The sequence below is a fragment of the Agreia sp. Leaf210 genome, from assembly GCF_001421485.1.
Lineage (GTDB): Bacteria > Actinomycetota > Actinomycetes > Actinomycetales > Microbacteriaceae > Agreia.
Genome location: NZ_LMKK01000001.1, coordinates 1,051,325 through 1,075,130, shown reverse-complemented (window position 1 = coordinate 1,075,130; position 23,806 = coordinate 1,051,325). Strand labels below are relative to the sequence as shown.

At 66.9% G+C, this 23,806-nt stretch carries 21 protein-coding genes and 2 tRNA genes; 14 read left to right on the top strand and 9 right to left on the bottom strand.

Annotated features, from left to right (window positions below):
- Positions 1–21: 21 nt before the first annotated feature.
- The gene (locus tag ASE64_RS05125; protein ID WP_055776715.1) at positions 22–663 is read left to right on the top strand and encodes a TetR/AcrR family transcriptional regulator; all 642 of its coding nucleotides are present in this window, start codon (positions 22–24) and stop codon (positions 661–663) included.
- On the opposite strand, the gene ASE64_RS05120 is transcribed toward ASE64_RS05125, so the two are convergent.
- Positions 660–1,709, bottom strand: a complete 1,050-nt coding sequence (locus ASE64_RS05120) for a LacI family DNA-binding transcriptional regulator (RefSeq protein ID WP_055776713.1) — start codon at positions 1,707–1,709, stop codon at positions 660–662. The genes ASE64_RS05125 and ASE64_RS05120 overlap by 4 nt on opposite strands.
- Before the next feature lie 85 nt (positions 1,710–1,794).
- On the opposite strand from ASE64_RS05120, the gene ASE64_RS05115 reads away from it, so the two are divergent.
- Positions 1,795–2,106, top strand: a complete 312-nt coding sequence (locus ASE64_RS05115) for a DUF4190 domain-containing protein (protein ID WP_055776710.1) — start codon at positions 1,795–1,797, stop codon at positions 2,104–2,106.
- A gap of 115 nt (positions 2,107–2,221) precedes the next feature.
- Positions 2,222–2,680 carry a VOC family protein gene (locus ASE64_RS05110; protein WP_055776707.1) on the top strand — a complete coding sequence of 153 codons (459 nt, stop codon included), beginning with the start codon at positions 2,222–2,224 and terminating at the stop codon, positions 2,678–2,680.
- Positions 2,681–2,803: 123 nt separating this feature from the next.
- Here the strand turns inward: ASE64_RS05110 and ASE64_RS05105 are convergent, their stop codons facing one another.
- Together ASE64_RS05105 and ASE64_RS05100 are read right to left on the bottom strand one after the other, a co-directional pair.
- Complete coding sequence (locus ASE64_RS05105; protein WP_055777511.1) at positions 2,804–4,231, bottom strand: glycoside hydrolase family 1 protein; 1,428 nt, start codon at positions 4,229–4,231, stop codon at positions 2,804–2,806.
- Between the two features lie 109 nt (positions 4,232–4,340).
- The gene (locus ASE64_RS05100) at positions 4,341–6,203 is read right to left on the bottom strand and encodes an MDR family MFS transporter (RefSeq protein ID WP_200920100.1); all 1,863 of its coding nucleotides are present in this window, start codon (positions 6,201–6,203) and stop codon (positions 4,341–4,343) included.
- Between the two features lie 157 nt (positions 6,204–6,360).
- On the opposite strand from ASE64_RS05100, the gene ASE64_RS05095 reads away from it, so the two are divergent.
- The 3 genes from ASE64_RS05095 to ASE64_RS05085 all read left to right on the top strand — a co-directional run bounded on the left by ASE64_RS05095 (position 6,361) and on the right by ASE64_RS05085 (position 9,650).
- A complete protein-coding gene (locus ASE64_RS05095; RefSeq protein ID WP_146077646.1) occupies positions 6,361–7,275 on the top strand; it encodes a M15 family metallopeptidase in 915 nt (304 codons plus the stop codon).
- Complete coding sequence (locus ASE64_RS05090) at positions 7,268–8,653, top strand: MFS transporter (protein WP_055776702.1); 1,386 nt, start codon at positions 7,268–7,270, stop codon at positions 8,651–8,653. The genes ASE64_RS05095 and ASE64_RS05090 overlap by 8 nt, the downstream gene beginning before the upstream one ends.
- 172 nt (positions 8,654–8,825) lie before the next feature.
- On the top strand, positions 8,826–9,650 hold the full coding sequence (locus ASE64_RS05085; RefSeq protein WP_055776699.1) for an amidase domain-containing protein: 825 nt from the start codon (positions 8,826–8,828) through the stop codon (positions 9,648–9,650).
- Positions 9,651–9,656: 6 nt separating this feature from the next.
- On the opposite strand, the gene pgm is transcribed toward ASE64_RS05085, so the two are convergent.
- Both pgm and ASE64_RS05075 read right to left on the bottom strand, forming a co-directional pair.
- Positions 9,657–11,279, bottom strand: coding sequence for a phosphoglucomutase (alpha-D-glucose-1,6-bisphosphate-dependent) (pgm, locus tag ASE64_RS05080; protein ID WP_055776696.1), 1,623 nt, complete (start codon positions 11,277–11,279; stop codon positions 9,657–9,659).
- A 126-nt stretch (positions 11,280–11,405) separates the two neighbouring features.
- Complete coding sequence (locus ASE64_RS05075) at positions 11,406–11,918, bottom strand: GNAT family N-acetyltransferase (protein ID WP_156351647.1); 513 nt, start codon at positions 11,916–11,918, stop codon at positions 11,406–11,408.
- Between the two features lie 218 nt (positions 11,919–12,136).
- Here ASE64_RS05075 and pheA point away from each other — a divergent pair, with 218 nt between their 5' ends.
- Entirely contained in the window at positions 12,137–13,099 is a 963-nt protein-coding gene (gene pheA / locus ASE64_RS05070) for a prephenate dehydratase (RefSeq protein ID WP_055776691.1), read from the top strand.
- On the opposite strand, the gene ASE64_RS05065 is transcribed toward pheA, so the two are convergent.
- The gene (locus ASE64_RS05065) at positions 13,024–14,073 is read right to left on the bottom strand and encodes a helix-turn-helix transcriptional regulator (protein WP_082465902.1); all 1,050 of its coding nucleotides are present in this window, start codon (positions 14,071–14,073) and stop codon (positions 13,024–13,026) included. The genes pheA and ASE64_RS05065 overlap by 76 nt on opposite strands.
- Before the next feature lie 60 nt (positions 14,074–14,133).
- Between ASE64_RS05065 and ASE64_RS05060 the strand changes: the two genes are divergently transcribed.
- Positions 14,134–15,318, top strand: a complete 1,185-nt coding sequence (locus ASE64_RS05060; RefSeq protein ID WP_055776688.1) for an epoxide hydrolase family protein — start codon at positions 14,134–14,136, stop codon at positions 15,316–15,318.
- 3 nt (positions 15,319–15,321) lie between these two features.
- Here the strand turns inward: ASE64_RS05060 and ASE64_RS05055 are convergent, their stop codons facing one another.
- Positions 15,322–16,305 (bottom strand): diacylglycerol/lipid kinase family protein, encoded by a 984-nt coding sequence (locus ASE64_RS05055; RefSeq protein WP_235480497.1) that lies wholly within the window; start codon positions 16,303–16,305, stop codon positions 15,322–15,324.
- Positions 16,306–16,376: 71 nt separating this feature from the next.
- Here ASE64_RS05055 and serS point away from each other — a divergent pair, with 71 nt between their 5' ends.
- The 5 genes from serS to ASE64_RS05030 all read left to right on the top strand — a co-directional run bounded on the left by serS (position 16,377) and on the right by ASE64_RS05030 (position 20,029).
- A complete protein-coding gene (gene serS / locus ASE64_RS05050) occupies positions 16,377–17,639 on the top strand; it encodes a serine--tRNA ligase (RefSeq protein ID WP_055776682.1) in 1,263 nt (420 codons plus the stop codon).
- Complete coding sequence (locus ASE64_RS05045) at positions 17,636–18,442, top strand: HAD family hydrolase (RefSeq protein ID WP_055776679.1); 807 nt, start codon at positions 17,636–17,638, stop codon at positions 18,440–18,442. The genes serS and ASE64_RS05045 overlap by 4 nt, the downstream gene beginning before the upstream one ends.
- Positions 18,443–18,509: 67 nt before the next feature.
- Positions 18,510–18,597, top strand: a tRNA-Ser gene (locus ASE64_RS05040).
- 52 nt (positions 18,598–18,649) lie between these two features.
- A complete protein-coding gene (locus ASE64_RS05035; RefSeq protein WP_055776676.1) occupies positions 18,650–19,879 on the top strand; it encodes an LCP family protein in 1,230 nt (409 codons plus the stop codon).
- Positions 19,880–19,940: 61 nt separating this feature from the next.
- A tRNA-Ser gene (locus ASE64_RS05030) sits at positions 19,941–20,029 on the top strand.
- A gap of 98 nt (positions 20,030–20,127) precedes the next feature.
- Here ASE64_RS05030 and ASE64_RS05025 read toward each other — a convergent pair.
- Together ASE64_RS05025 and ASE64_RS05020 are read right to left on the bottom strand one after the other, a co-directional pair.
- Complete coding sequence (locus ASE64_RS05025) at positions 20,128–21,048, bottom strand: phosphatase PAP2 family protein (RefSeq protein WP_082465952.1); 921 nt, start codon at positions 21,046–21,048, stop codon at positions 20,128–20,130.
- On the bottom strand, positions 20,996–22,702 hold the full coding sequence (locus ASE64_RS05020; protein ID WP_082465901.1) for a histidine-type phosphatase: 1,707 nt from the start codon (positions 22,700–22,702) through the stop codon (positions 20,996–20,998). Before ASE64_RS05020 ends, ASE64_RS05025 begins: the two co-directional genes overlap by 53 nt.
- Before the next feature lie 265 nt (positions 22,703–22,967).
- Here ASE64_RS05020 and ASE64_RS17755 point away from each other — a divergent pair, with 265 nt between their 5' ends.
- Entirely contained in the window at positions 22,968–23,804 is an 837-nt protein-coding gene (locus tag ASE64_RS17755; RefSeq protein WP_235480496.1) for a cupin domain-containing protein, read from the top strand.
- Positions 23,805–23,806: the final 2 nt, after the last annotated feature.

The following is a 23,806-nucleotide window of genomic DNA, read 5'->3' as shown; positions in this document are numbered from 1 at the left end:
CGACATGAGGAGACGGCCGCAATGACGCAGCTCGACGCCAGTCAGAACATCACCGACGACGCCCCGAAACTCGGCCGTCGGCGAGACCCGGCCAAAGACCAGCAGATTCTGGATGCCGCCGTCGAGGTGCTCGCGGAGACGGGCTTCGACGGCATGACGATCGATATGGTCGCCGCCCGAGCCGGAGCGGGCAAGGCCACGGTGTACCGCCGATGGGCGTCGAAGAACGAGCTCGTGCTCGACGCGGTCGCGTGCCTCAAGAAGAGCGACCTCGACGCGCTTCAGATCCCCGACACGGGATCGTTGCGCGGAGACCTGGTGGCGATGATCCGCCCGCCGACGATCGATGACGCCGAGCGCAAGCTCAAGGTCATGGCCGGCCTCGCGTCGATGCTCTCCTCCGCTCCCGAGCTCGCCGATGCCGCCAACGAGGCCATCGTCGAGCCGCGTGCTCGCATCAATCGCATGCTCCTGAATCGCGCCATCGACAGAGGCGAGATCGCCGCCGATATCGACATCCAACTCGTCTCGTCGATCTCGCCCTCGATGGTGGCCTATCGCTCGCTCATTCAGCGCCGACCAGTCGACCGCGACTTCCTGATCTCGGTGATCGACGGGGTGATCCTGCCCGCGGTGGGCCTGCCCCGCGGCTCGTCGAGCTAGAGCGTCGTCGACTCTCTGATCACCAGGCTCGTCGGCATGATGCTGGCGCGCTCGATCTGCTCTCTGGCGATCAGGCGGACGAGGGCCGCGGCCATGCCCGCCCCGAGCTCCGACGACGGCTGATGCACCGTGGTGAGGGTCGGGCTCAGCGCTGTTCCGAGAGGATCGTCGTCGAACCCGGCCACAGCGATGTCACCAGGAATCGACAGTCCACGCTCGCGCAGTACCGGATAGGCGCCGGCAGCCATCTGGTCGTTCGCGAAGAACACCGCGTCTATCGACGGGTCGCGCTCCAGTAGCCGCGCCATCGCATCCGCACCCGACGCGGGCGAGAACCCGCCGACCTCGACCAGGTCGTCGGCGAGACCCGCGGCATCCACGGCCTCGCGCCACCCGCGCAGGCGATCGACGCCCGGCGGCATGTCCTGGGGGCCTGCGACCGTGGCGATGCGCGTGCGACCGAGCGAGATGAGGTGCTCGGTGGCCGAGCGGGCGGCGGCCACGTTGTCGACGTCGACGAAGTAGCTGTCGTCGAGTTCGGGGGTGAGGGGGCGGCCGCCGAAGACGATCGGCAGCTTCTGGCCGAGGCGCGTGTACGAATGGTCGCCGGAGTGGTGCGACACCACGAGGGCACCGTCGACGTTGCCTCCGAGCAGGTAGCGCCGGGTCTTGTCGCTCGAGCTCTCCGACGCGATGAGCAGGTTCAGCGTGTAGTCGGTGTCGTTGAGGTACACGGCGACACCCTGGATGACGGCGGCGAAGAAGGGGTCGCTGAACACGATCGACGTCTGCTCGGGAACGATGAGCGCGATCACATTCGTGCGCCGACTCGCCAGCGAGCGTGCCGCCCTATTGGGCACGTAGTTGAGCTTCTCGATGGCGGCGTTCACGACGGCTGTCACCTGCGGGGTCACCGCGCTCGATCCGTTCACAACGCGAGAGACGGTGGCCCTGGAGACCCCGGCCTCGTGCGCGACCATCTCGAGTGTGGGCGCCTGCGGGATCGCCTGCTCGGCCGCCGGATCCTCGGAGTGATCGATCGACATTGGCGCTGCCCTTCTGCTGCGAGGACACCAGTCTAGAAGCGCGACTGGCGACTGCCGTGATCGACGACGCGCTAGCATCCGGATCATGAGTGATTCCGCTTCGACCACCGATTCCGTTGATGTGACCGGACGAGGCGATACGGGGCTGGTCCGGCCGGTGATCCGCACCAATGTGCTTGCGATCGTCTCGTTCGTCGCTGCGTTCGTCGTACCCGTGGCCGCGATTATCACCGGCTTTCTCTCGCTGTCGCAGATTCGACGCACGGGGGAGGAAGGTTCAGGTTTGGCGAAGGCTGGCATCATTGTCGGCTTCGTTTTTTCCGCGGGTGTGGCGGCATTCTTCGTCGTCTGGCTCTCTCTTTTCGTGACGCTACTCAACGGCGGCACAGTCAACTGAAAGCGGGTGGCCGTGTTGAGATGCGGGATATGGCCGCTTCGAAGCCGCGGGATGCGGCCATACTCCGCACCTCAGTGGCCTTTCCCGCCGCGGCCGCGCCTCTTACGCTCGGAGAATGACCGAATCGATTCCGCCCACCTCCGTTCGTCAACTCCGACTCGTGGTCGAGGCTGACGATTACGATGCGGCTGTCGCCTTCTATCGCGATGCGCTCGGTCTCACGGAGCAGGCCGCCTACGAGGGTGAGGGCGACGCGAAGGTGATGATCCTGAATGCCGGGCTCGCGACCCTCGAGATCGCCAACCCTGCCCAAGTGCGAATGATCGACGGGGTCGAGGCCGAGGGAAAGCCGAGCGCGCGGATCCGGATCGCCTTCGAGGTCGACGACTCGCCATCCGTGACCAACGATCTCGTCGAAGCGGGTGCTGAGCTGATCGCCGAGCCGCGTGAGACCCCTTGGCGGTCGGTCAACTCGCGGCTCGACGCGCCCGCTGGCCTGCAACTGACGGTGTTCCAAGAGCTCGACTCGCTCGAGTCGCGGGAGGTCAGCCCCGGGTTCACGACCGGCGACTAACTGGCAGCTTGCCCGTGGCGCACCACCGAGTTGTCTGAATCCGCTGCCTCAGGGCGCGATGAGGGGGCAGATGCGGCAAACCGGACGCGCAGAGCGGATGCGCGTGGCGCCCCGCCCGCGCGGTTATTCCGCCGCGGGCCGTCCCGCAAACACCGCAGCGAACGCGCGGCCGGAGTCCTTGATCGTGCGCTCCTGCGTGTCGTAGTCGACGCGCACGATGCCGAATCGCTTGTCGTAACCCCAGGCCCATTCGAAGTTGTCGAGCAGCGACCACACGAAGTACCCACGAACATCCGCGCCCTCGGCGATGGCCTCGGCCACGGCCGCCACGTGCGCCAGGATGAACGCCGCCCGCTCGGGGTCGTGCACCGCGCCGTCTGGTGACACGACGTCGTCGTAGGCCGCGCCGTTCTCGGTCATGTAGAGCGGCGGCAGGTTCGGGTACTCGTGGCCGAGGCGCACGAGCAGGTGGCGCAACCCGTCGGGGTGCACCTCCCAGTCCATGGCGGTGCGGGGCAGGCCGCGGCTCGGGAAGGTCAGGAACTCGCTGCCGACGAACGGCGACGACAGCGGTCGCCCGTTCTCGACGAGGTGGGGATCGATGGCCCCGGCTTCCAACGGATGTCCACTGACGACGTCGTCGTGATAGTGGTTGATGCCGAGAAAGTCGATGGGTGCCGAGATGATGTCGAGGTCGCCGTCGTGCACGATCTCAGACAGCTGGATGCCGACGGCCGCCAGATCGTCGGTTACATCGGCGGGGTAGGCGCCGCGCAGGACGGGGTCGAGGAAGATGCGGTTCATCATGCCGTCGAGGCGGCGCGCGGCATCGAGGTCGACGGGGTCAGCGGCATCGGCGGGGATGGCGTTGGTCAGGTTGTACGTGACGCCCAGGTTCTGTGCACCGAGTTCGCGCAGTCGGTTCACGGCCAGACCGTGTGCGAGGTGGTGATGGTGCACGGCCTGGATCGCGGCGAGGGGTTCGCGGCGACCGGGCGCGTGCACGCCGGCTCCGTAGCCGAGAAGCGCCGAGCAGAACGGCTCGTTGAACGTGGTCCAGTGCTCGACGCGGTCGCCGAGAACCGCGTAGACGCCCTCGGCGTAGTCGCGGAAACGGTAGGCGGTGTCGCGGCTGGCCCAGCCGCCCTGCTCCTCGACGGCCTGCGGCAGATCCCAGTGGTACAGGGTGAGCCAGGGCAGGATGTCTGCGTCGAGCAGGTCGTCGACCAGGCGCGAGTAGAAGTCGAGCCCGGTGCGGTTGAACTCTCGGTCGCCCGGCTTGATGCGCGACCAGCTCGTGGAGAAGCGGTACGAGTCGAGGCCCAGCTCTTTCATGATCGCCACGTCGCCCGCGAAGCGGTGGTAGTGGTCGACCGCGACCTCGGGGGTGTCGCCGTTGATGATCGCGTTGGGAACGCGTGCGAACGCATCCCACACGGAGTCTTCTTTGCCGCCCTCGTGGGCCGCCCCTTCGATCTGAGCGGCGGCCGTGGCCGAGCCCCAGATGAAGCCGGGAGGAAAGGACGAGAACGTGGGTGTGTCGAGCGACATGGTGGTGACGGGCTCCTCAGTTGCGACGAGAGAGCGCTCTCTCGGCATTCTCACCACGGTAGGCGACCGCTCCGACAGGTGTCAAACCTGCCGGAGCGGTCAGCGAGCCCTACGGCTTGGGCTTCTGGGCAGGGATGCTGCCGGTCGCGGGTTCGACGAGGGCCCCGAAGGTCTCGGCCGCGCGTGTGGAGCCGAGCTGCAGCTGCAGTTCGCCCTCGGAATCGGCGCGCACGCCATCGGCCTTCGCTGCGGCCGCAGCCTCGGCATCGTCGTTGGCCTCCTGCAGGGCCGACTTCTGCCGCAGGGGAGTGGCCTTGAGGAACCAGCTGAGCAGGAAGGCGATGAGCACGACGCTGAGGCTGATCCAGAATCCCGTGACCATGGCGGTCGAGAAGCCTTCGAGGAACGGTCGAGCCAGACGCGGGTCGATGACGTTCAGGAACGAGGTGTCGCCGTTGAGGGCGCTGCTCAGGGTGTTCGGCTGTCCGGACTGCGCGAGTTGCATCTGCGTCAGCACGTCGACGTTGGCCTGGTTCGCCAGCACCTTCGGGTCTTGACCGGCGGCCGCGATGCCGGCCACGACATCCGGGGTCTTGAACGCATCTTGAATGGCGCCGGGGGCGCGCGAGAACACGACGGAGAAGATCACGGCGGTGCCGAGCGTTCCACCGATCTGACGGAAGAAGGTCGCGGCGCTCGTGGCCACACCGATGTCGCGAGGTCCGACCGAGTTCTGGCTGGCGATCGTGAGCGTCTGCATCAGCTGGCCGAGGCCGAGGCCGAGCATGAGCATTCCGCCCATGACGAAGACGACGCCGCTGGTCGCGGTGGCGAACGTGAGGTAGAAGAAGGCGGCCGACATCAGGAACGTTCCGACGATCGGGAAGACCTTGTACTTGCCCGTTCGGGCGATGATCTGACCCGAGACGATCGACGCGATCATCAGGCCGACGACCATCGGGATCATCAGCAGGCCGGACTCGGTCGGTGTGGCCCCGTTGACGATCTGCAGGTAGAGGGGGATCGTCAGCATGCCGCCGAACATTCCGAAGCCCACCAGAGTTCCGATGATGCTGGCCATCGAGAAGGTCGGTGACGAGAACAGCGAGAGCGGAATGAGGGCGTTGCTGCCCATGCGGCGTTCGGTGATGATGAACGCCACGATGCCGACGACGCCGATCACGTAGCAGGCGAGTGCGCCCGCGGAGCCCCAGCCCCAGTCGCGGCCGTTCTCGGCCACGAGCAGCAGAGGCGCGATGCCCATGACGATGAACGCGGCGCCCCACCAGTCGATGCGGGCATCGCGACGGGTGTGCGGAATGTGCAGGAAGCTGACCACCAGGATCATCGCGATCGCGGCGACGGGCAGGTTGAGCAGGAAGATCCAGCGCCATCCGGTGATGAAGAAGATCTCGGGGGTGCCCGAGATCAGTCCGCCGAGCAGCGGGCCGAGCACGCTCGAGACGCCGAACACGGCAAGGAAGTAGCCCTGGTACTTCGCCCGCTCGCGAGGAGCGAGGATGTCGCCCATCACCGTGAGGGCAAGCGACATCAGGCCACCCGCGCCGAGACCCTGGATCGCGCGGAATCCGGCGAGCTCGATCATCGACGTCGAGATGCCGGCGAGGAGCGAGCCGAGGATGAAGATCGAGATGGCGATGATGTAGAGCGGGCGGCGACCGAAGATGTCGCTGAGCTTGCCGTAAATCGGGGTGGCGATGGTGGAGACCACGAGGTACGCGGTGGTGACCCACGCCTGCTGGTCTTGCCCCTTGAGGTCGTCGCCGATGGTGCGCATCGACGTGCCCACGATCGACTGGTCGAGGGCGGCGAGGAACATGCCCGCCATGAGGCCGAAGATGATGAACTGGATCTGTCGTGGCGACAGCTGGCCACCGGATTCGGCGGCGGCCCGTGCACGATCGGCGCCGGACTTCTTCGAGCTTCGAGAAGCGCTCGGTATGGAGGTCATGAGATTCCTGACGAAGAGAGAAGGGTAAACGGGGAGGAGAAAATCGCACGCCAGAAAATTGCGCAGAGTGCAAAGTTACACCGGGTGAAACGGCTTCTCAACCGCACTGTGTAGCAACCTCCACGAAAAGAACAGACCGCGCCCGTATTGTGGGACGGTGACTGAGCTGAGACCGCGACGCGAACTGCGTCGCCGCGAACCCTCTCGTCGCTCGAAGACTCGCGTGATCGCAGCCGGGCTCGCCGCCATCGTGCTGGTCATCGTCGGCGAAACCGCCCTGTGGAGCGCGACCGCACAGCGGAACGCGCCCGACGCATCCGTCGCCGCGGATGCGCTGCCGAACGATGGCGCGGCGCCCGCGCAGATCACGATCCCCGCTCCCATCCAGACCGCGGTGCCTCTCGCCGTCCCCGCCGAGCCGGCTCCTGCCGCCGCCGCTCCGACCGGCTTCGACAAGTCGGCCCGGTCGATCGACGACCCCACGAGCATCTGGTTCGTCGTCAACAAGACGCGCCCGATTCCCGACGCGGCGAACTACGTTCCGCCCGACCTGGTCTCGCTGCGATCGGACATTCCGAACCCCAACGGGTTCCCGCTGCGGCAGGAGGCGGCCGACGCGCTCGCCGTTATGGTCGACGCCGCGTCTGCTGAGACCGGGCAGCAGCTCGTGGCCCAGAGCGGGTATCGCTCGTACGGCATCCAGGTGAACGCCTACAACCGTTATGTCGGCCAGCTCGGCACGGCGGGCGCAGACCTCACCAGCGCACGCCCCGGGTTCAGCGAGCACCAGACCGGCATGGCCATCGACCTTCTGGCGACGGGCAGCGGCTGCTCCCTCGACGGCCCCTGCTTCGGAGACACGACCGCGGGCCAGTGGCTCGCCGCCAACGCCTATCGCTTCGGCTTCCTGCTGAGCTATCCGGCAGACAAGACGGCCGTCACCGGCTACGAATACGAGCCGTGGCACTTCCGTTATATCGGAGTGGACCTCTCTACCGAGATGCACAACGAGGGCGTCACGACCCTCGAGGAGTTCTTCGGCCTGCCCGCCGCGCCCGGCTACCTTGACTAGGCCCGCCGCCGCCGCACGCCCCCAGGGCATTCTCGACAGGCCGTACCGCCTGGTGAGCATAGGCGCGTGCGCCTTGATCGTGATCGCGGCATTCGAACAGCTCGCCGTCACCACGATCATGCCCGCCATCGCGCGCGATCTGGATGGGCTGGCCCTGTATGCCCTGGCTTTCGCGGGCCCTCTGGCTTCGGGTGTGATCGGCATGGTGCTGGCCGGCGACTGGTCCGACAGGCGAGGCCCGGTGAAGGCGCTCTACGCATCGGTCGCGCTGTTCGCCCTGGGACTCGTGATCGCCGGCACCGCGTCGTCGATGCCGCTCTTCCTCGCCGGACGCCTCGTGCAGGGTCTCGGGGGCGGCGCGATGACCGTGGCGCTCTACGTGATCGTCGCGAAGATCTATCCGCCCCGTCTGCAGCCCAAGATCTTCGGGGCCTTCGCGGCGGCGTGGGTCGTTCCCGCTCTGGTCGGCCCGTTCATCGCGGGCGTGGTCGGGCAGTATCTGGGGTGGCGCTGGGTTTTCCTCGGCGTCGTTGTGCTCGTACTGCCGGCGATGGCCATGGTGCTGCCCGGTATGCGCAGCATGGCGCCACACGACCGGCTCGAGTCGGATGGCCGGAGCAGCACCGCGCGGGCACTCTGGGCCGTGCTGCTGGCCGTCGCCATCCTGGGTCTGAATATCGCGGCCGATCTGGATGGCGTGGCCCGCTGGGTGCTGGCGGTCGGCGGCTTGGCCGTCGCGCTCGTGGCCCTCCGGCCGCTGCTGCCCGCGGCCAGTCTGCGCCTGCGCCGAGGGCTGCCGAGCGTCATCGCGCTGCGCGGTCTGCTGGCCGGCGCATTCATGAGCGCCGAGGTATATCTTCCGTACGTGCTCACCGAGCGCTTCGGGCTGACGGCGGCGCTCGCCGGACTCGCGCTGAGCTTCTCGGGGGTCGCGTGGGGTTCCTCGTCGCTGGCGCAGGGACGGCTCGGCGAGCGGGTGTCGCACCGCACCGCCATCCGGGTCGGCATACTCGGGGCAACCATCGCGATCGGCATCGTGGTGCTCGTGACCGCGCTCGAGCTGCCCGCCTGGGTCATCATCGCCGGCTGGTTCCTCGGGGGAGCGGGCATGGGCTTCGCGTATCCGCGCATCACGGTGCTGACGTTCGACTACTCGGCGCCCGACGAGCAGGGTTTCAACTCGTCGGCGCTCGCTATCGCCGACTCGGGCGGATCGGCCATCGCGCTCGCGCTGGGCGCTGTCGCGTTCTCCGTCGCGGGCGATCCAGGAAGCCAGCCGTCGTTCGTCGCGACCTTCGCCTTCTCGCTGCTGGTCGGCATCCTGGCCCTGCTGGTGAGCGCGCGGGTCTCGCAGCGCGCAACCGGCTTAACGGCTTAACACAGCACACCTCACGGCGTAACCCTTTAGGGGGCGTCCAGAAACCTGTGTTCGAATAGTCGAACCCGATTTTGCGCTCGTTTTTGCTCCTCATGCGCCCCTGAAGATTTCTCTGGAGGACATCATCATTCGCCGCACGCGCACCACCCGTTCTGTTCTTGCTTCCCTGTTCGTGGCGGCCTTCGCGCTCACCGGCTGCGCGGCGGTCGAAGAGGCTCACACCGAGGGGTCCGAGCAGTCCAAGAAGACCGACGCCACGCGCATCGACACGATCTCGCCGGCATCCGGCTCTCTTCTCGGCGGCGAGACGATCACGTTCACGGGCGAGGGGCTCGACGACGTGTCGAGTGTGGTTTTCGGGGGAGTGGCCGCCACGTCTGTCACGGCGGTGGCCCACAATCAGCTTCAGGTCGTGGCTCCCGCGGCTCTCGATTACGCCGTGGGCGCGGTGAGCGTGACCGCCGCGAGCGAAGAGGGCGAGGTCATCGCGAGCGCGGCGAACTACGACTATCAGGTCGTCACCCCGGTCGACGCGCAGATGCAGTACGCCTTCGCTCATTGGCAGGACTACAACGACGAGGTCTGGGGCACCTTCCCCGACAACGACTGCGGCAACTTCGTGAACCAGACGCTGATCGCACGCGGCTGGGTGCAGACCGACGAGTGGTACAGCGAATGGAACACCACCGGCGACTTCAGCGACAGCTGGGCGCGCGGCCCCGCCATGGATGCGTTCTTCGCCTCGCAGACAGACAGGGCGACGCGGCTCTCTCTCGAGCAGCGCGACCAGGCCAAGGTCGGCGACGTGGTCATGTTCGACTGGGATCCAGCGAACGAGAACGGCGTCGACCACACGATGCTCGTCTCGAAGGTCGACGCGGCCACGGGTGCGATCAGCATGGTGGGGCACACCATCGACGCCCAGTACCGCGACCTCGATCAGGCCATCACGATCGAGAACCCTGGCGCGACCGCCTGGTTCTACAGCATCGCGTAGCGCGCGCTACTCGGCGAGGGCCTCGTCGACGATCGCCTTGGCCTCTTTCTGCACCTGGCGCAGGTGCTCTTCACCCAAGAAGCTCTCGGCGTAGATCTTGTACACGTCTTCGGTACCACTGGGGCGGGCCGCGAACCATGCGTTCTCGGTCACGACCTTCACTCCGCCGATCGCCGCACCGTTGCCGGGCGCGTGGCTGAGCTTGGCGATGATCGCCTCTCCGGCCACCTCGGTGGCGGTGATCGCATCGCCGTCAAGTTTGCCGAGCCGGGCCTTCTGCGCCTTCGTGGCCGCGGCATCCACTCGCTCGTAGGCGGGCGAACCGAACCTCTCGGTGAGCTCGGCGTACAGAACGCTGGGCGTCTTGCCGGTAACCGCGAGGATCTCGGCCGCGAGCAGGCACAAGATGATGCCGTCTTTATCGGTGGTCCAGACGGTGCCGTCGAAGCGCAGGAAGCTCGCGCCGGCGCTCTCCTCGCCGCCGAAGGCAACGGTTCCGTCGACCAGCCCGGGCACGAACCACTTGAAGCCGACGGGAACCTCGAGCAGTGTGCGGTCGAGCTCGGTGGCGACGCGGTCGATCATGCTCGACGACACGAGGGTCTTGCCGATCGCGGCGTCGGGCTTCCAATCGGCGCGATTCGCGTAGAGGTACTGGATGGCGACGGCCAGGTAGTGGTTGGGGTTCATGAGGCCGCCATCCGGGGTCACGATGCCGTGCCGGTCGGCGTCGGCGTCATTGCCGGTGAGGAGGTCGTAGTCGTGCTGATGGGCGAGAACCGAGGCCATGGCGCTGGGCGACGACGGATCCATGCGGATCTTGCCGTCCCAGTCGAGGGTCATGAAGCCCCACTGCGGGTCGACGACCGGGTTCACGACGGTGAGGTCGATTCCGTAGCGCTCGCGGATGGCCTGCCAGTAGTAGACGCTGGCGCCGCCCAGGGGGTCGGCGCCGATGCGGATGCCCGACTTCTTGATGGCCTCCATGTCGATGATGGTGCCGAGGTCGTTGACGTAGTTGTTCATGAAGTCGTAGGTCTCGACCGCGCTGGGCTCGGCACGCTTCACGCCGCGCAGGCCGTCGGCGAGCAGTTCATTGGCGCGGTTCGCGATCCAGCCCGTGGCGTCGCTGTCGGCGGGGCCTCCGTGAGGCGGGTTGTATTTGAATCCGCCATCTGCGGGCGGGTTGTGGCTCGGCGTGACGACGATGCCGTCGGCCTGCGGCTCATCCGGATGCGCCAGGTTGTACGCGATGATCGCGTGGCTCACGGCGGGGGTCGGGGTGAAGCTGTCGAACTCGTCGACGAGCACCCGAACCTCGTTGCCGACGAGCACTTCGAGCGCCGTGGTCTGTGCGGGGCGGCTGAGCGCGTGTGTGTCGATGCCGATGAAGAGGGGGCCGGTGATGCCCTGGCCGGCGCGGTACTCGACGATGGCCTGCGTCGTGGCGGCGATGTGGTCTTCGTTGAAAGCCGTGTTCAGTGACGAGCCGCGGTGCCCGCTCGTGCCGAACACCACTTTCTGGTCGGCGATCGTGACATCGGGCTTCAGGTCGTAATAGGCGCGAACGAGCGCCTCGACATCGACGAGGTCTTCGGGGAGGGCAACGGTGCCGGCGCGGTTTTCCATGCCTCCCAGTCTGGCACTCCGACACCGCTCACAGGAGGTGCCGCTCGTATTCAGGAGAAACGTGCTCGCCGCGTGCGAAAACCGCGATATCGGCCTGTTTTTCCTGAGTACGAGCGCGGTGCAGGGCTACTCGACAGCGTGCGGCAGCTTTTTCGCGAGGTGGAAGTCAGCGTAAGAAGAACTCGAGAAGGGGTCGACCGTCTCGTAGCCGAGCCGTTGGTACAGCCGGTGAGCTTCGACCAGATCACCGCGCACCGTCAGCCTCAGGGCGCGCACGCCGCGGCTGGCGCTGATCGACTCGAGTTCCTTGATCAGAGTGCGACCTGCGCCACGGCCCCGGGCAGTCTTGTCGATGAAGATCCGGGTGAGTTCGCCGACGCCCGTTTCGATGAAGCGAACCCCGCCGCACCCGACCACCCGCACGCCGTCCTGAACCACGAGCAGAAAGCCGCTGTCGCCGCGAAGGTCGTCGCTCGGCTCGTCGAGCATGGCCCGCTCGATCTCGGCATCCGTCGCGGGACGGCCCCAGTACCGGCCGACGATGTCGGCGTAGAAGCGCCTCACGACCGCTCGGCCTTCTGCAGATCGAGGGTCGACGAGCTCTGTCGTGAGCGCATCTCCGCTGCGTCCAGTAGTCACGGGCCCTCTCCCTGTTGGCGGTAGGCGTTTTCGCGCCCGCGCCACTCTACAAAATCGCCGCGCCCTTCCCTGATGGTCCGCGTGCCGCCCTATTCAGGAGAAACGTGCCCGCCGCGTGCGAAAACCGCAGTTTCGGCCGGTTCTTCCTGAACTGGAGCGCCGTGCGCGAGAACTGCAGGCGCCACGGAGAAATCGCGGCGTCCAATAGGCTCTGAGCCATGTCCGACGCACCGCAGAACGCCGCCGCCACCGAGAGCTACAGCTACCTGGGCCCCCGGGGCACGTTCACCGAGGCGGCGCTCGCTCAGGTTCCGGATGCCCGGGGCAAGATCTGGCGCAGCGTCAACAATGTGGGTGAGGCCCTCGACGACGTCGTCACCGGGCGCAGCGTCGCGGCGATGATCGCGATCGAGAACTCGATCGAGGGCGGGGTGAACGCCACTCAAGACGCCCTGGCGAACATCCCGAATCTGCGCATCGTGGGCGAGTACCTCGTGAAGGTGCAGTTCGTCCTCGTGGCCAGGCCGGGAACGACGCTCGCCGATGTGAAGGTCGTGAACGCGCATCCGGTGGCCTATACGCAGTGCCACCACTGGCTCGACGCCAATCTGCCGAGCCACGGACACATCCCGGCGACGTCGAACGTGGCGGCGGCCGCCTCGCTCTTCGAGAACGACCTGGCCGACGCGGCCGTCGCTCCTCCCGGCATCGTCGACCACTACGACCTCGACGTGCTCGCCGAGAACATCGGTGACAACGACAATGCGGTCACCCGCTTCGTTCTGGTGAGCAAGACCACGGCGATTCCTCCGCGCACCGGGGCCGACAAAACGAGTCTCATCGTCGAACTGCCCGACGACCGCGCGGGTGCCCTGCTCGAATTGCTCGAGCAGTTCTCGACCCGCGGCGTGAACATGAGCCTGCTCGAATCGCGGCCGATCGGCGACGCTCTCGGTCGCTATCGTTTCGTGATCGACGCCGACGGGCACATCCTCGACGAACGCGTCGCCGACTCCCTGCTCGGCGTGCGCCGCTTCAGCCCGAAGGTGATCTTCCTCGGCTCCTACCCGCGAGCCGACAAGGCGCCCATCGAATACATCCCCCGCTACGACGACGACGTGTTCATCGAGGCGCGCGACTGGCTGCGGGCGGTCATCTCGGGCGAGCCCGACGCCTCGTAACCGGGGGCTTGTCCGGCGGCACGAGACAGCCGCGCGCCGACCTCGATCAGAGCGTCGGCGAGGTTCACCGAGCGGTCGCCATCCTCGATCACATCGAACTCGATTCCGCACAGCCCGACGTAGAGGGCGAATTCGCGGGCCGAGTTCGCGCCCGCCACGAGCTCGCAGCTGTTCTCGTCGATCGGCGTGACCTGTGCGGTGGCCGCTCCGAATCGAGTCGAGACCTCGGCAGCCGAGGCATGCATCCGAACACGAAAATGACACGGATAGGGGGCGACCGAGATGCTCCGCGTGGTCAGCTCGCGTACCGTGTCGACGGGCACCTCGAGCGCCTCGAACTGTTCCGCCAGCGGCAGCCGGGGTGTCAGCCGATCGAGGCGAAGGGTGCGCCAGGCTTCGCGCTGGGCATCCCACGCGACCACGTACCACCGCCTGCCCGTGTGCACGATACGGTGCGGCTCGATGGTGCGTCGCACCTCTGTGCCGTCGTGTCTCGTGTAGTCGATTCGCACGCTGCGAGACTCGCGGATCGCGCGCGCGAGAGTGAGGACCGTGTCGAGGTCGACGGGTTCGGACAGTCCACCGAGGGGAATGATGGCCTGACCCACCTCGGTGATGCGCCCGCGGGTCTCCGACGACAGCGACTGCTCGAGCTTCACGAGGGCGCGCGCCGCCGCATCCTCGATGCCGGTCACGGCGGTACTCGCCGCGGCGCGCAGGCCCACCGCGATCGCGACGGCCTCGTCGGCCGACAGCACGAGCGGCGGGATGGCCGCTCCCGCACCGAGTCGGTAGCCGCCGCCGACCCCGGGCACCGCGTCGACGCCGTAGCCCAACCCGCGCAGGTCGTCGATGTCTCGTCGAAGTGTCCGCGCACTCACCTGGAGGCGGCCCTGCAGCTCGGCTCCGCTCCAGTGTCGGCGGGCCTGCAACAAGCCCAGCAGTTCGAGGGTGCGTGCGGACGTTCGAGGCATTCTTTATCTTCTCGGCAAATGAGGCCATATTGTGGCCGCATCGAGATCCACGCTGGGGTCATGACTCGATCCGACTCCACTGACGTCCTCCCTTTTCGCATCTCTATTCCGCTCGACGACCTCACAGATCTCAGAAGTCGACTGCGTTCGACGCGCTTCGCAGCCGACCTGCCCGATGAACGTCTGCCGGGCGGCTCGTGGAGCACGGGCGTGCCCGCTTCGACACTTCGTCGCCTCGTCTCCGAGTGGCAGAGGTTCGACTGGCCCGCATTCGAGACCCGGGTGAACGAGGTGCCGCAGTTCACGACGAGCATCGACGGACAGGTCATCCACTTCGTGCACGTCCGCTCGGCCGAACCGAACGCGGTTCCCTTGCTCTTGACGCACGGCTGGCCAGGGTCCTTCCTGGAGTTCCTCGACATCATCGGGCCGCTGACGGACCCGGTCGCGCACGGAGGTGACGCAGCCGACGCCTTCGACGTCGTCGTCCCCTCGCTTCCCGGGTTCGGGTTCTCGACGCCGCTGTCCTCGGCAGGCTGGACCACCCGCCGCATCGCCGAGACGTGGGTCGAGTTGATGACTCGACTCGGCTACGAACGATTCGCCACGCAGGGCGGCGACATCGGTGCTCTGATCGCGTCGGAGATCGGCCGGGTGGCACCCGATCGAACCCTCGGCGTTCACATCAACGGCGCCTCGGCATTCGTCTCGCGACTCGACGATGAGGCGGCATCGACGTTGACAGAGCTCGAGCGAGACCGGATGCGACGGGTCGCCGAGTTCATGCGCCACGAGTTCGGCTACATCGCCCTGCAGTCGACCCGCCCGGGACTCGTCGGCACCCTGCTCACCGACTCCCCGGTGGCGCAGCTTGCCTGGATCGTCGACAAATTCCAGGCGTGGACCCACCCGACCGATGCTCCTGCCGACGAGGTCGTCGGGCTCGACATTCTGCTCGCCAACGCGTCGCTCTACTGGTTCACGGCGAGTTCCGGTTCGTCCGCCTACGTCGGCTACGCCCAGAACTCCGGATGGGGAGAGGTTCCTGCCATCTCCGGCGTGCCGACCGGGGTCATCTGCTTTGCGCACGATATCGGCATCCGACGCTTCGTCGAAGCATCCAACTCGGTCGTGCGCTGGACGGACATCACCGACCGTGGCGGCCACTTCGCCGCGCTCGAGGAGCCGGCCATGCTGGTCGACGACATCCGAGAGTTCTTGCGACCCCTGCGCCCTCGGGCCTGACAGCTAAGCGGGCACCTTTACGCGCAGCGCGCCGGGCTCGACCCAGCTGTGCACGGCGGTGACTTCGCCGAACTCGTCGCCGTCGAGCTGGAACTCCTCCGGCTCGGCGACGACGAGTTGCAGGTCTTTGCCGGTGCGGTAGGTCACCGAGCGCACGTCGCGAGACAGGTCGATGATCTTGCGCCCGGCCGCCGATTTGCGTAGCACGCCGTTCTCCCAGGCGATCTTGTTCCACACCTTGAGCCAGCCGAATGGGCCTTCGGGGCGCAACGCCATGATGTCGAGCACGCCGTCGTCGAGCCTGGCATCCGGAATGAGGAGCACGCCGCCGGGGAGGACCCCGCAGTTGCCGACCATCACTGTGTGCGCCGACGTCGACTTCCAGGGGGCGCCGTCGATCGAGAAGCGGAACTTCACGGGGCGCAGCTCGGGCAGCGAGCGGCCGACGCCGTCGACGTAGGCCAGCCAGCCGACGGCCTTCTTGAGCTTCGAGTTGGTGTTCGCGATCATCTTGGCGTCGAGCCCCAGGCCCGCCATGACCAGAAAGACGTGTTCCTGCACCTCGCCGTCGGCCCGCGTGATGGCGGCCAGCCCCAGGTCGATCACCCGGTCTTTGCCGGTGAAGATGATGCCGAGCGCCCTCTCGGTGTGCGGAACGCCCATGTTGAGATTGCGGGCCAGCAGGTTGCCTGTGCCGCTCGGAAGCAGGCCGAGCGCCGCGCCGGTCTTGCGCAATCCCTCTGCGACGGCCCTGACCGTGCCGTCTCCGCCCGCGGCGATCACCACGGTCGCGCCCTGTTCGACCGCCTGCCGGGTGAGGCTCTGTCCGGCCTCGTCGACGGTGGTCTCGAACCAGAGGGTCTTCTCGAACCCGGCCGTGCTGGCGGCCCGGTTGACCTCGGCCCGCAGCTTCGTGACATCCACTTTGATCGGGTTGTACACGACAGCGGCCCGCTGGGGCTCTGCGGGTTCTTCGATTGTGGCCACGAGTGTAAAGCTACCGCGTTGTTCATCAACGGCCATCCGGGCGCGGGTGCGGCAAAAGGTAGGCTTGAGCGGTGATCGATCCCGTACTCTTGCGCGAAAATCCCGATGTCCTCCGCCAATCGCAGGCGGCGAGGGGCGACTCCGTCGACCTGGTCGACGCGGCACTGTCGGCCGATGCCGCCCGCCGCGCCGCGATCGGCGAGTTCGAGAACCTGCGAGCGAGCCAGAACGCCTTCGGCAAGAAGGTCGCGCAGGCAGCCAAAGACGAGAAGAAGGCCCTGGTCGCCGAGGCGCAGTCGCTGGCCGCCGAGGTCAAGGCCGCGAGTCAGCGGGCGACGGATGCCGAGGCTGAGTTCACGACGATCGTCCGGCAGATCGCCAACCCCATCATCGACGGCGTGCCCGTCGGCGGCGAAGACGACTTCGTGACGCTGCGGGAGGTCGGCGAGCGCCCCTCGTTCGACTTCGCTCCCAAAGACCACGTCGAGCTCGGCGAGAGCCTGGGTATCTTCGATCTGGCGCGCGGTGCCAAGGTCTCGGGCGCCCGCTTCTACTACCTCACCGGAATCGGCGCTCGCCTCGAGCTCGCTCTGATGACGCTTGCCCTCGATCGGGCCGAGAAGAACGACTTCGTTCCCCTGATCGTTCCCACGCTCGTACGCCCGGAGATCATGGCCGGAACCGGATTCCTCGGCGAGCACTCCGACGAGATCTACTACCTTCCCGCCGACGACCTCTATCTCACCGGCACGAGTGAGGTGGCGCTCGCGGGGTTCCATTCCGACGAGATCCTCGACCTCGAGGGCGGCTCGAAGCGCTACGCCGGCTGGTCGACGTGCTACCGACGCGAGGCGGGGTCGGGCGGAAAAGACACCCGCGGCATCCTGCGCGTGCACCAGTTCAACAAGCTCGAGATGTTCAGCTACGTGCTGCCCGAGAACGCCGAGAACGAGCACCTCGCGCTGGTCTCGTTCCAGGAGCAGATGATGCAGGATCTGGGGCTCAGCTACCGGGTCATCGACACGGCCGCGGGCGACCTCGGCTCGTCGGCGGCGCGCAAGTACGACATCGAGGCGTGGATCCCCACCCAGGATGCGTACCGCGAGCTCACGTCGACCTCGAACTGCACGACCTACCAGGCCCGCCGCCTCGACACCCGTTACCGCACCGAGAGCGGCAAGACGGCACCGGTCGCGACGTTGAACGGCACCCTGGCGACCACCCGCTGGATCGTCGCCATTCTCGAGACCCATCAGCAGGCAGACGGATCGGTGATCGTGCCCGAGGTGCTTCGCCCGTATCTCAACGGAGTCGAGAGGATCGAGCCGAAGTGACCGACGACCGCTGGTTGTTGGCCCTCGACATCGACGGCACGATCATCTACGAAGACGGCACCCTGACCGACGCTGTGCGGGACGAGGTCGCTCGTGTGTCGGCTCTCGGCCACGAGATCATGCTGGCGACCGGTCGCTCGGTGGCGTCGACGCTGCCTATGCTCGACCAGCTGTCGATCACGCCGGAGTACGTGGTGTGCTCCAATGGCGCGATCACGCTCAAGCGCGACGAGACGGCTCCGGTCGGATACCGCCGCGAGTTCGTCGAGACGTTCGATCCCGGGCCCGTGCTCACGCAGATCAAGGCTCATCTCGCCGAGGCGAGTTTCGCCGTCGAAGACGAAGAGGGCAATTTCTGCTACTACGGCACGTTCCCCGTGACGGCTGCCGACGTCGGTAGCCGAGCGGTGCCGTTCGAGCAGCTGCTCACCATCGAAGCCACCCGGGTCGTCGTGATCTCGCCCGATCACGACATGGAGGACTTTCTCTCTCTGGTCGAGCGCATGGGCCTGCACAAGGTGAGCTACGCCATCGGCTGGACCGCCTGGCTCGACATCGCGCCCGACGGCGTGAACAAGGCAACAGGCCTCGAGCGGGTGCGCGAGCTTCTGGATGTTCCGCGAGACCGGGTCTTCGCGATCGGCGACGGGCGAAACGACGTCGACATGCTCACCTGGGCAGGCGAACACGGCCGCGGCGTCGCGATGGGCCAGGCGCCCGAAGACGTGCTGGCCGTGGCCAGCGAGGTGACGGCATCCGTGCACGACGACGGCCTGGCCGTCGCCCTTCGTACGTTCTTGTAGGAACTGCCTGACCCACCGACGGATGCGGTTCGGTTAGAATCGTGGCTTGTCTGGTTCTGCCGGGCAAGGAGGGCTGTCCGAGCGGCCGATGGAGCCAGTCTTGAAAACTGGTGGGCAGAAATGTCTCTAGGGTTCGAATCCCTAGCCCTCCGCCATTCCACCCCGATGACCATGGTCGATCCGAGACCATGTGCATGAAAGGACCGAGTGAGGGCAGATTCATCGCGTCGACGCACGCCCTCGTCTCGACCCACCGCCATTCGCCATGGTCGGCAGCGCACATCGACCGCGATCGCCTCGTTCTTCAGGGTCGTCGGTCTCGCGCTGGCCGTGTTTCTCGTCAGCGGGGTCTCGATTGCTGCGATCGCCACCTGGGACGTGCGCAACGATCTCACCGTCGTCGCCCTCGAGGGTGACAAGACCGACGCGGCACCGCCCAACATCGCGGCCATCGACGGAGGGGTGAATCTGCTGCTCGTCGGCAGCGACAGTCGCGTGGGTCAAGGCGAGGCCTACGGCGACGAGACCTCGAACCTGAACGACGTGACGATGCTCCTGCACATCTCGCAGGATCACTCGAGCGCCTCGGTCATCAGCTTTCCGCGCGACCTCGTCGTGTCGATCCCCGAATGCCCCGATGGCGAGGGCGGCACGAGCGATGCGATGTCGGCGCAGCCCATCAACGTCACCCTGCTCTACGGCGGCCTGCCGTGCACCGTGCTCACGGTCGAGAAGCTCACCGGGCTCGAGATCCCCTTCGCCGCCGAGGTGCAGTTCAACGGCGTGATCGAGATGTCGAACGCTGTCGGCGGCGTGCCCGTGTGCGTGGCGTCGCCCATCGACGACGAGTGGACGAACACCCATCTGCCCGCGGGTACGCACCAGCTGCAGGGTGTGGATGCGCTGCAGTACCTGAGATCCAGACACGGCGTCGGCGACGGCGGCGACCTGGGTCGCATCAGCTCGCAGCAGGTCTTCTTGTCGTCGCTCGTGCGCACCATCAAGAGCTCGGACACGCTCACCGACGTCACCAAGCTCTACGGTCTGGCCAAGGCGGCCGCGAGCAACATGCAGATCTCGACGAGCTTGAGCTCGCCCGACACCATGGTGTCGATCGCCCTCGCCCTCAAAGACATCCCGCTCGAGGACATCGGGTTCTACGCCTATCCGGGGTCGACGGGTGGCTCGGGCGTGTACGCCGGAAAGGTGCAACCCAACGCCGCCGATGCCGAGGCTATGTTCGCCGCCATCCGGGCCGATCAGCCGATCGTCGCGGAGGCGGGCAACACCGGCGTGGGAGCCGAGGTCGATCCGAATGCCCTGCCCCCGGCATCCGGCACCACCGCCGACCCGGGCTCGGCCGCGACCGTGCTGCCGAACAGCATCACCGGCCAATCGGCCGCCGAATACACCTGCACCAAGGGCTTCGACTACTGAGCTATAGGCCGGAAGTAGAGATTCGGCCGAGGTCGGCTATGATTGCTGAGGCGCAAGCCAAGGAGACGTCGCATAGTCCGGCCTAGTGCACCACCCTGCTAAGGTGGAGTGGGGGAAACCCCACCGAGGGTTCAAATCCCTCCGTCTCCGCACTACGTTTTCATCACTCGGTGAAACCCGCTCGGCTGTTCTGGCCAAGCGGGTTTTTGTGTATCCACGGCCAGCAGCGCACAGAGGCAGGGTGTGGGCTAGGCGACCTCGAGCCGATGCCACGTCGCCCAGTAGACCAGCGCTGCAGCGGTCGAGAAGGCGCCTGCCAATACCTGCGTGGCCAGGAATGCGTTGTGATCGCCCGAACCGCCGGAGATCTCCTGGTTGATCGACACCCAGACCAGAAGCGCTCCCAGCCCCAGAGAGAGGGTTCCCAGAACCGCTGTCACGACGACGTAGACGACCCGTCCGCCGTACCGACGCGCGACAACGACGCGCACGAGCCGTCGACGGTGCAGCCAGAAGGCCGCGATGCTGCCGAGGATCACCGCGATGAGATCAGCACCGACGGTGTCTGACAATCGGTGCCAGTGCGCGGTGACGGTGTACTGCCCGATGCTGGTCGCCCACGTCATGACGACGAACATCGCCCAGCCGCGCCACCGGTAGGGCACGACGAGAAACACCGCCACCATCGTGGTCATCGCGATGGCCGTGTGTCCGCTCGGAAAGCTGTTCTGAACGAGATCGACGGGTGCCTCAACGAGATCCGGGCGCGGCAGAATCCAGCGCTTCAGCGCCTCCGTACCCCCGGCGCCAGCGAGGACGACGGCGAGGGCGATGACTGTTGTGCGTGCCTGACGCCTGAGCAGGCCGATCACCGCTATCGCGGCGAGGGCAGCAGCCAGTGACCAGATCTGAATCGCCGCCAGGGCATCCAGAGCCTGCGCCTGTTCCTCGGGCGAGGCCCGGTCGGAGCCCGTCAGTGCCGAGTTCTCCCAGTGCTGTCCCCACGGTGTGAGCACGGCGACGATGTAGACGCCGAGCAGGAGCACGACCGCAACGACGGCCGTGACGAACCATCGACGGGCCGGGCGACCGGCGACGACGGGCGTCGAGCGTGCATCACCGGAGCGGGGATGTGCCTCCCCGCGGCCCCGAGAACGCGATGACGTCATGCCCATGCACATTAGCCGGTGTCGGACGCGTGTGGTGCCTCCGGTTTCTGCGCAGCACGATCGCACCGGCGGCGAGCAGAGCGACGGCGAAGCCGATGAGCAGATCGCGCTGCGTCGCATCCTCGCCCGTCGCCGCGAGAGTGGCAGAGCCATTCGTGCCGCCTGCCGCGGGGGCGGCCGGATCGGAGATCGCGCTCGGGGGAGCGACGGAGGCATCCGCGACCTGCCCCGTGATGCAGCGGCGCACCTCGCTCACGTCGTAGAAGAGGGAGCCGGGGGCGATCGGTGTGCAGCTAGAGCGGAAGGCGATCTCGCGCTCGTTGTAGAGCATGCGCACGATGGCGCGACCGCTGGCGTCTCGAAAGACGTCCCACTGCACGTTCGCCGCCATGGGGGTGACTGTCTCGCCGCGCCAGGCGTTCGTGGCGTATGAATACGGCGCATCCGGTGTCACGGGCTGGGTCGAGCCGGGCAGGCCGATCAGCGCCGCGAACGGGATGATCGTCTCGGCGTGGGCGAAGCGGAAGGTCGCCGCCGTGGTGGAGCCGGCGAGCCGCGCGTCGATCGAGTCGAGAAAATCGGTGAGCAGGGGCGTAGCCATCTTGTAGGTGATGTCGCTTCCCGCGAAGGCGGGGCCCTTGCCGTAGAAGTCGTCGGAGTCGAGCAGGTACGCGAACCACTCGGCGTCTGCACCGGCGAAGTAGCGGTCGAAGTCGACCTGCACCTCCTCGGCCATGTCGGGCGCGATGATGTAGAGGTTGTAGAGCATCATTGCCGCGTCGACCTCGTTGTCGACGGTCGTCTTGCCGTCGCCGCCGTCCACGAAGTGGTAGGCGCCGGCCGCGAGCCGGTCGACGAACGCGGGTGTGTATAGCCGCTCGAGCACCTCACGCGAGGCCTCGTGGCTGCGGGGCTGGTCGTAGATGGCGTCGACCGCGTCGCTGACCTTCGCGCTTTCGGCGTACTCCTGGTAGTCGGCGTTGATGTCTTCTTTGTGAAAGTAGAGGGTGTCGGGGCGCTTCGCGATGGCGGCGGGCAGGTGGGAGGCGATCAGCGGGTCGGCCTGCTCCATGCCCTTCTCGAATGCCTTGCCGGATGCCGTGGCCCTGGCCTCGCCCGAGCTCTCGACGGCTACGGTGTCCGTTCCGGCATCGATGCCCGCGAACAGCGTGGGGAGCCGCTCGACGACCCTGCTGCCGATGCCGCGGTGCTGGGTCGCGCCCTGGCCGGTGAGGTTGCCGTAGCCGAGCTTCTGGTTCGCGGCCGTCAGCTTCTGCACTTCGGGGCCGAGGGTGCTGCCCAGCTCGGTGAGAGCGCCCTCCGAACGAGCCTGCTCCCAGACCTGTGTGGTCAGCGAGTCGTACTTGAAGCTCGACAGCGCTCGCGATCCGTGGCGGGCCACCGACTCCGTGTAGACGGGCACGAATCCGACCGGTGGCGCCTGCAGCTCGGCGGGTGTCTGCTGCGGCACGTAGGGCGTCTTGCTGCTGTAGTACGTGCGGTCCGATGCGGGGTCGGTGCCCGTGTCGGTACCGGATGCCGCCAAGGCGGGTGCCGCCGAACCCGCAAGCACCAGGACGAGTGTGCTCGCGGCGACGAGGAGTGTGCGGGATCGAGCTCGGGAGCTCGCGGAGAAGGGGGTCTTGGTCAGCATCGGAATCCTGTGCGGGAAGGTCGCGCACGCAGGGGTAAGCAGGTGGCGCGAGACGGGTGGTCGCGTTCACGACAGGCGAAGGCTATGTCGCCCACGTGACCGGCCGCTGTCGTAGACGTGAACACACGGTGTCGGTGCGCCCGGTGTGTGCTGAGAGCCGCGATGTCAGGCTTCGGCCAGGACAGCCCCCGAAAATGAACTGCCCGCGAGGAGCGGCCCCACCGTCGACGGCATCGCCTCGACGCGAAGCAGACAGGGAGCGTTCGTGAACGAACCGGAATCGCCGTCGACTGAGATTATCGCCAGCATCCAGAGTCCCGATGGAAGCCGGTTCGAGGTGCGTCGCGTCGTGCTTCCCAGCGGCACGTCGACCGGATGGCACTATCACGACGGCTGGCAGACGGGCTTTCTGGTGCGCGGCGCCATCAGCCACTCGACCGCGGATCGCGACAGCATCTTCGAGATCGCGACGCCGCTCGTCGAGAAGCCCGACATCGCCCACATCGCGAACAGCACGGGCGACGCCGAGGCCGAGCTTCTCTTCTTGTCGCACATCCCGGCAGGCTCCGAGGCTGCCGTGCCGTGCCCGGCCCCGGGCGAGAAGGCTTCAGCGGCCACTCCCCAGTCGGGCGCTTCGTCGGTCGCCGTGCCGCTCGGTAAGCCCGTCTTCGCGCAGGCCTTCCGCTACACCGCGATGTACGGGCCCAAACCCTTTCCCGAGGCTCTGCTCATCTACCTCGACAACGGCGCATACAAGATCCTCTCTCCGGGTGAGGAGCACTACGGAAGCTACGTCTCGGCCACTCCGCTCGGCGACGGCATGCCTCCCCAGCACGTCTCATTCCTGTCGTGGCCGTCGGATGACTGGGACCGCAATGTGGCGTCGCACACGCTGACCTTCAACGTCGACACGGGTGCCTACATCCAGACCCTCGTCCTTCCCGGCGACCCGGTGCCGCACGCCCAGGCGGGCTACGCGCTGCCGATCGACGACCCGACGCTGATCGACATGGGCGCCTCATGGGAGCGGGTGCGCGTGAGCTACGCCGAGGCGTTCGAGCGCCTCATCGAGGCGGAACGAGCCCGCGCGACGCCGCGGTAGGC

Bases quoted from the DNA above. Each gene is read 5' to 3' on its own strand.
- ASE64_RS05125 (WP_055776715.1), top strand. From the start codon at position 22: ATGACGCAGCTCGACGCCAGTCAGAACATCACCGACGACGCCCCGAAA.
- ASE64_RS05120 (WP_055776713.1), bottom strand. From the start codon at position 1,709: ATGTCGATCGATCACTCCGAGGATCCGGCGGCCGAGCAGGCGATCCCG.
- ASE64_RS05115 (WP_055776710.1), top strand. From the start codon at position 1,795: ATGAGTGATTCCGCTTCGACCACCGATTCCGTTGATGTGACCGGACGA.
- ASE64_RS05110 (WP_055776707.1), top strand. From the start codon at position 2,222: ATGACCGAATCGATTCCGCCCACCTCCGTTCGTCAACTCCGACTCGTG.
- ASE64_RS05105 (WP_055777511.1), bottom strand. From the start codon at position 4,231: ATGTCGCTCGACACACCCACGTTCTCGTCCTTTCCTCCCGGCTTCATC.
- ASE64_RS05100 (WP_200920100.1), bottom strand. From the start codon at position 6,203: ATGACCTCCATACCGAGCGCTTCTCGAAGCTCGAAGAAGTCCGGCGCC.
- pgm (WP_055776696.1), bottom strand. From the start codon at position 11,279: ATGGAAAACCGCGCCGGCACCGTTGCCCTCCCCGAAGACCTCGTCGAT.
- pheA (WP_055776691.1), top strand. From the start codon at position 12,137: ATGTCCGACGCACCGCAGAACGCCGCCGCCACCGAGAGCTACAGCTAC.
- ASE64_RS05065 (WP_082465902.1), bottom strand. From the start codon at position 14,073: ATGCCTCGAACGTCCGCACGCACCCTCGAACTGCTGGGCTTGTTGCAG.
- ASE64_RS05060 (WP_055776688.1), top strand. From the start codon at position 14,134: ATGACTCGATCCGACTCCACTGACGTCCTCCCTTTTCGCATCTCTATT.
- ASE64_RS05025 (WP_082465952.1), bottom strand. From the start codon at position 21,048: ATGACGTCATCGCGTTCTCGGGGCCGCGGGGAGGCACATCCCCGCTCC.
- ASE64_RS05020 (WP_082465901.1), bottom strand. From the start codon at position 22,702: ATGCTGACCAAGACCCCCTTCTCCGCGAGCTCCCGAGCTCGATCCCGC.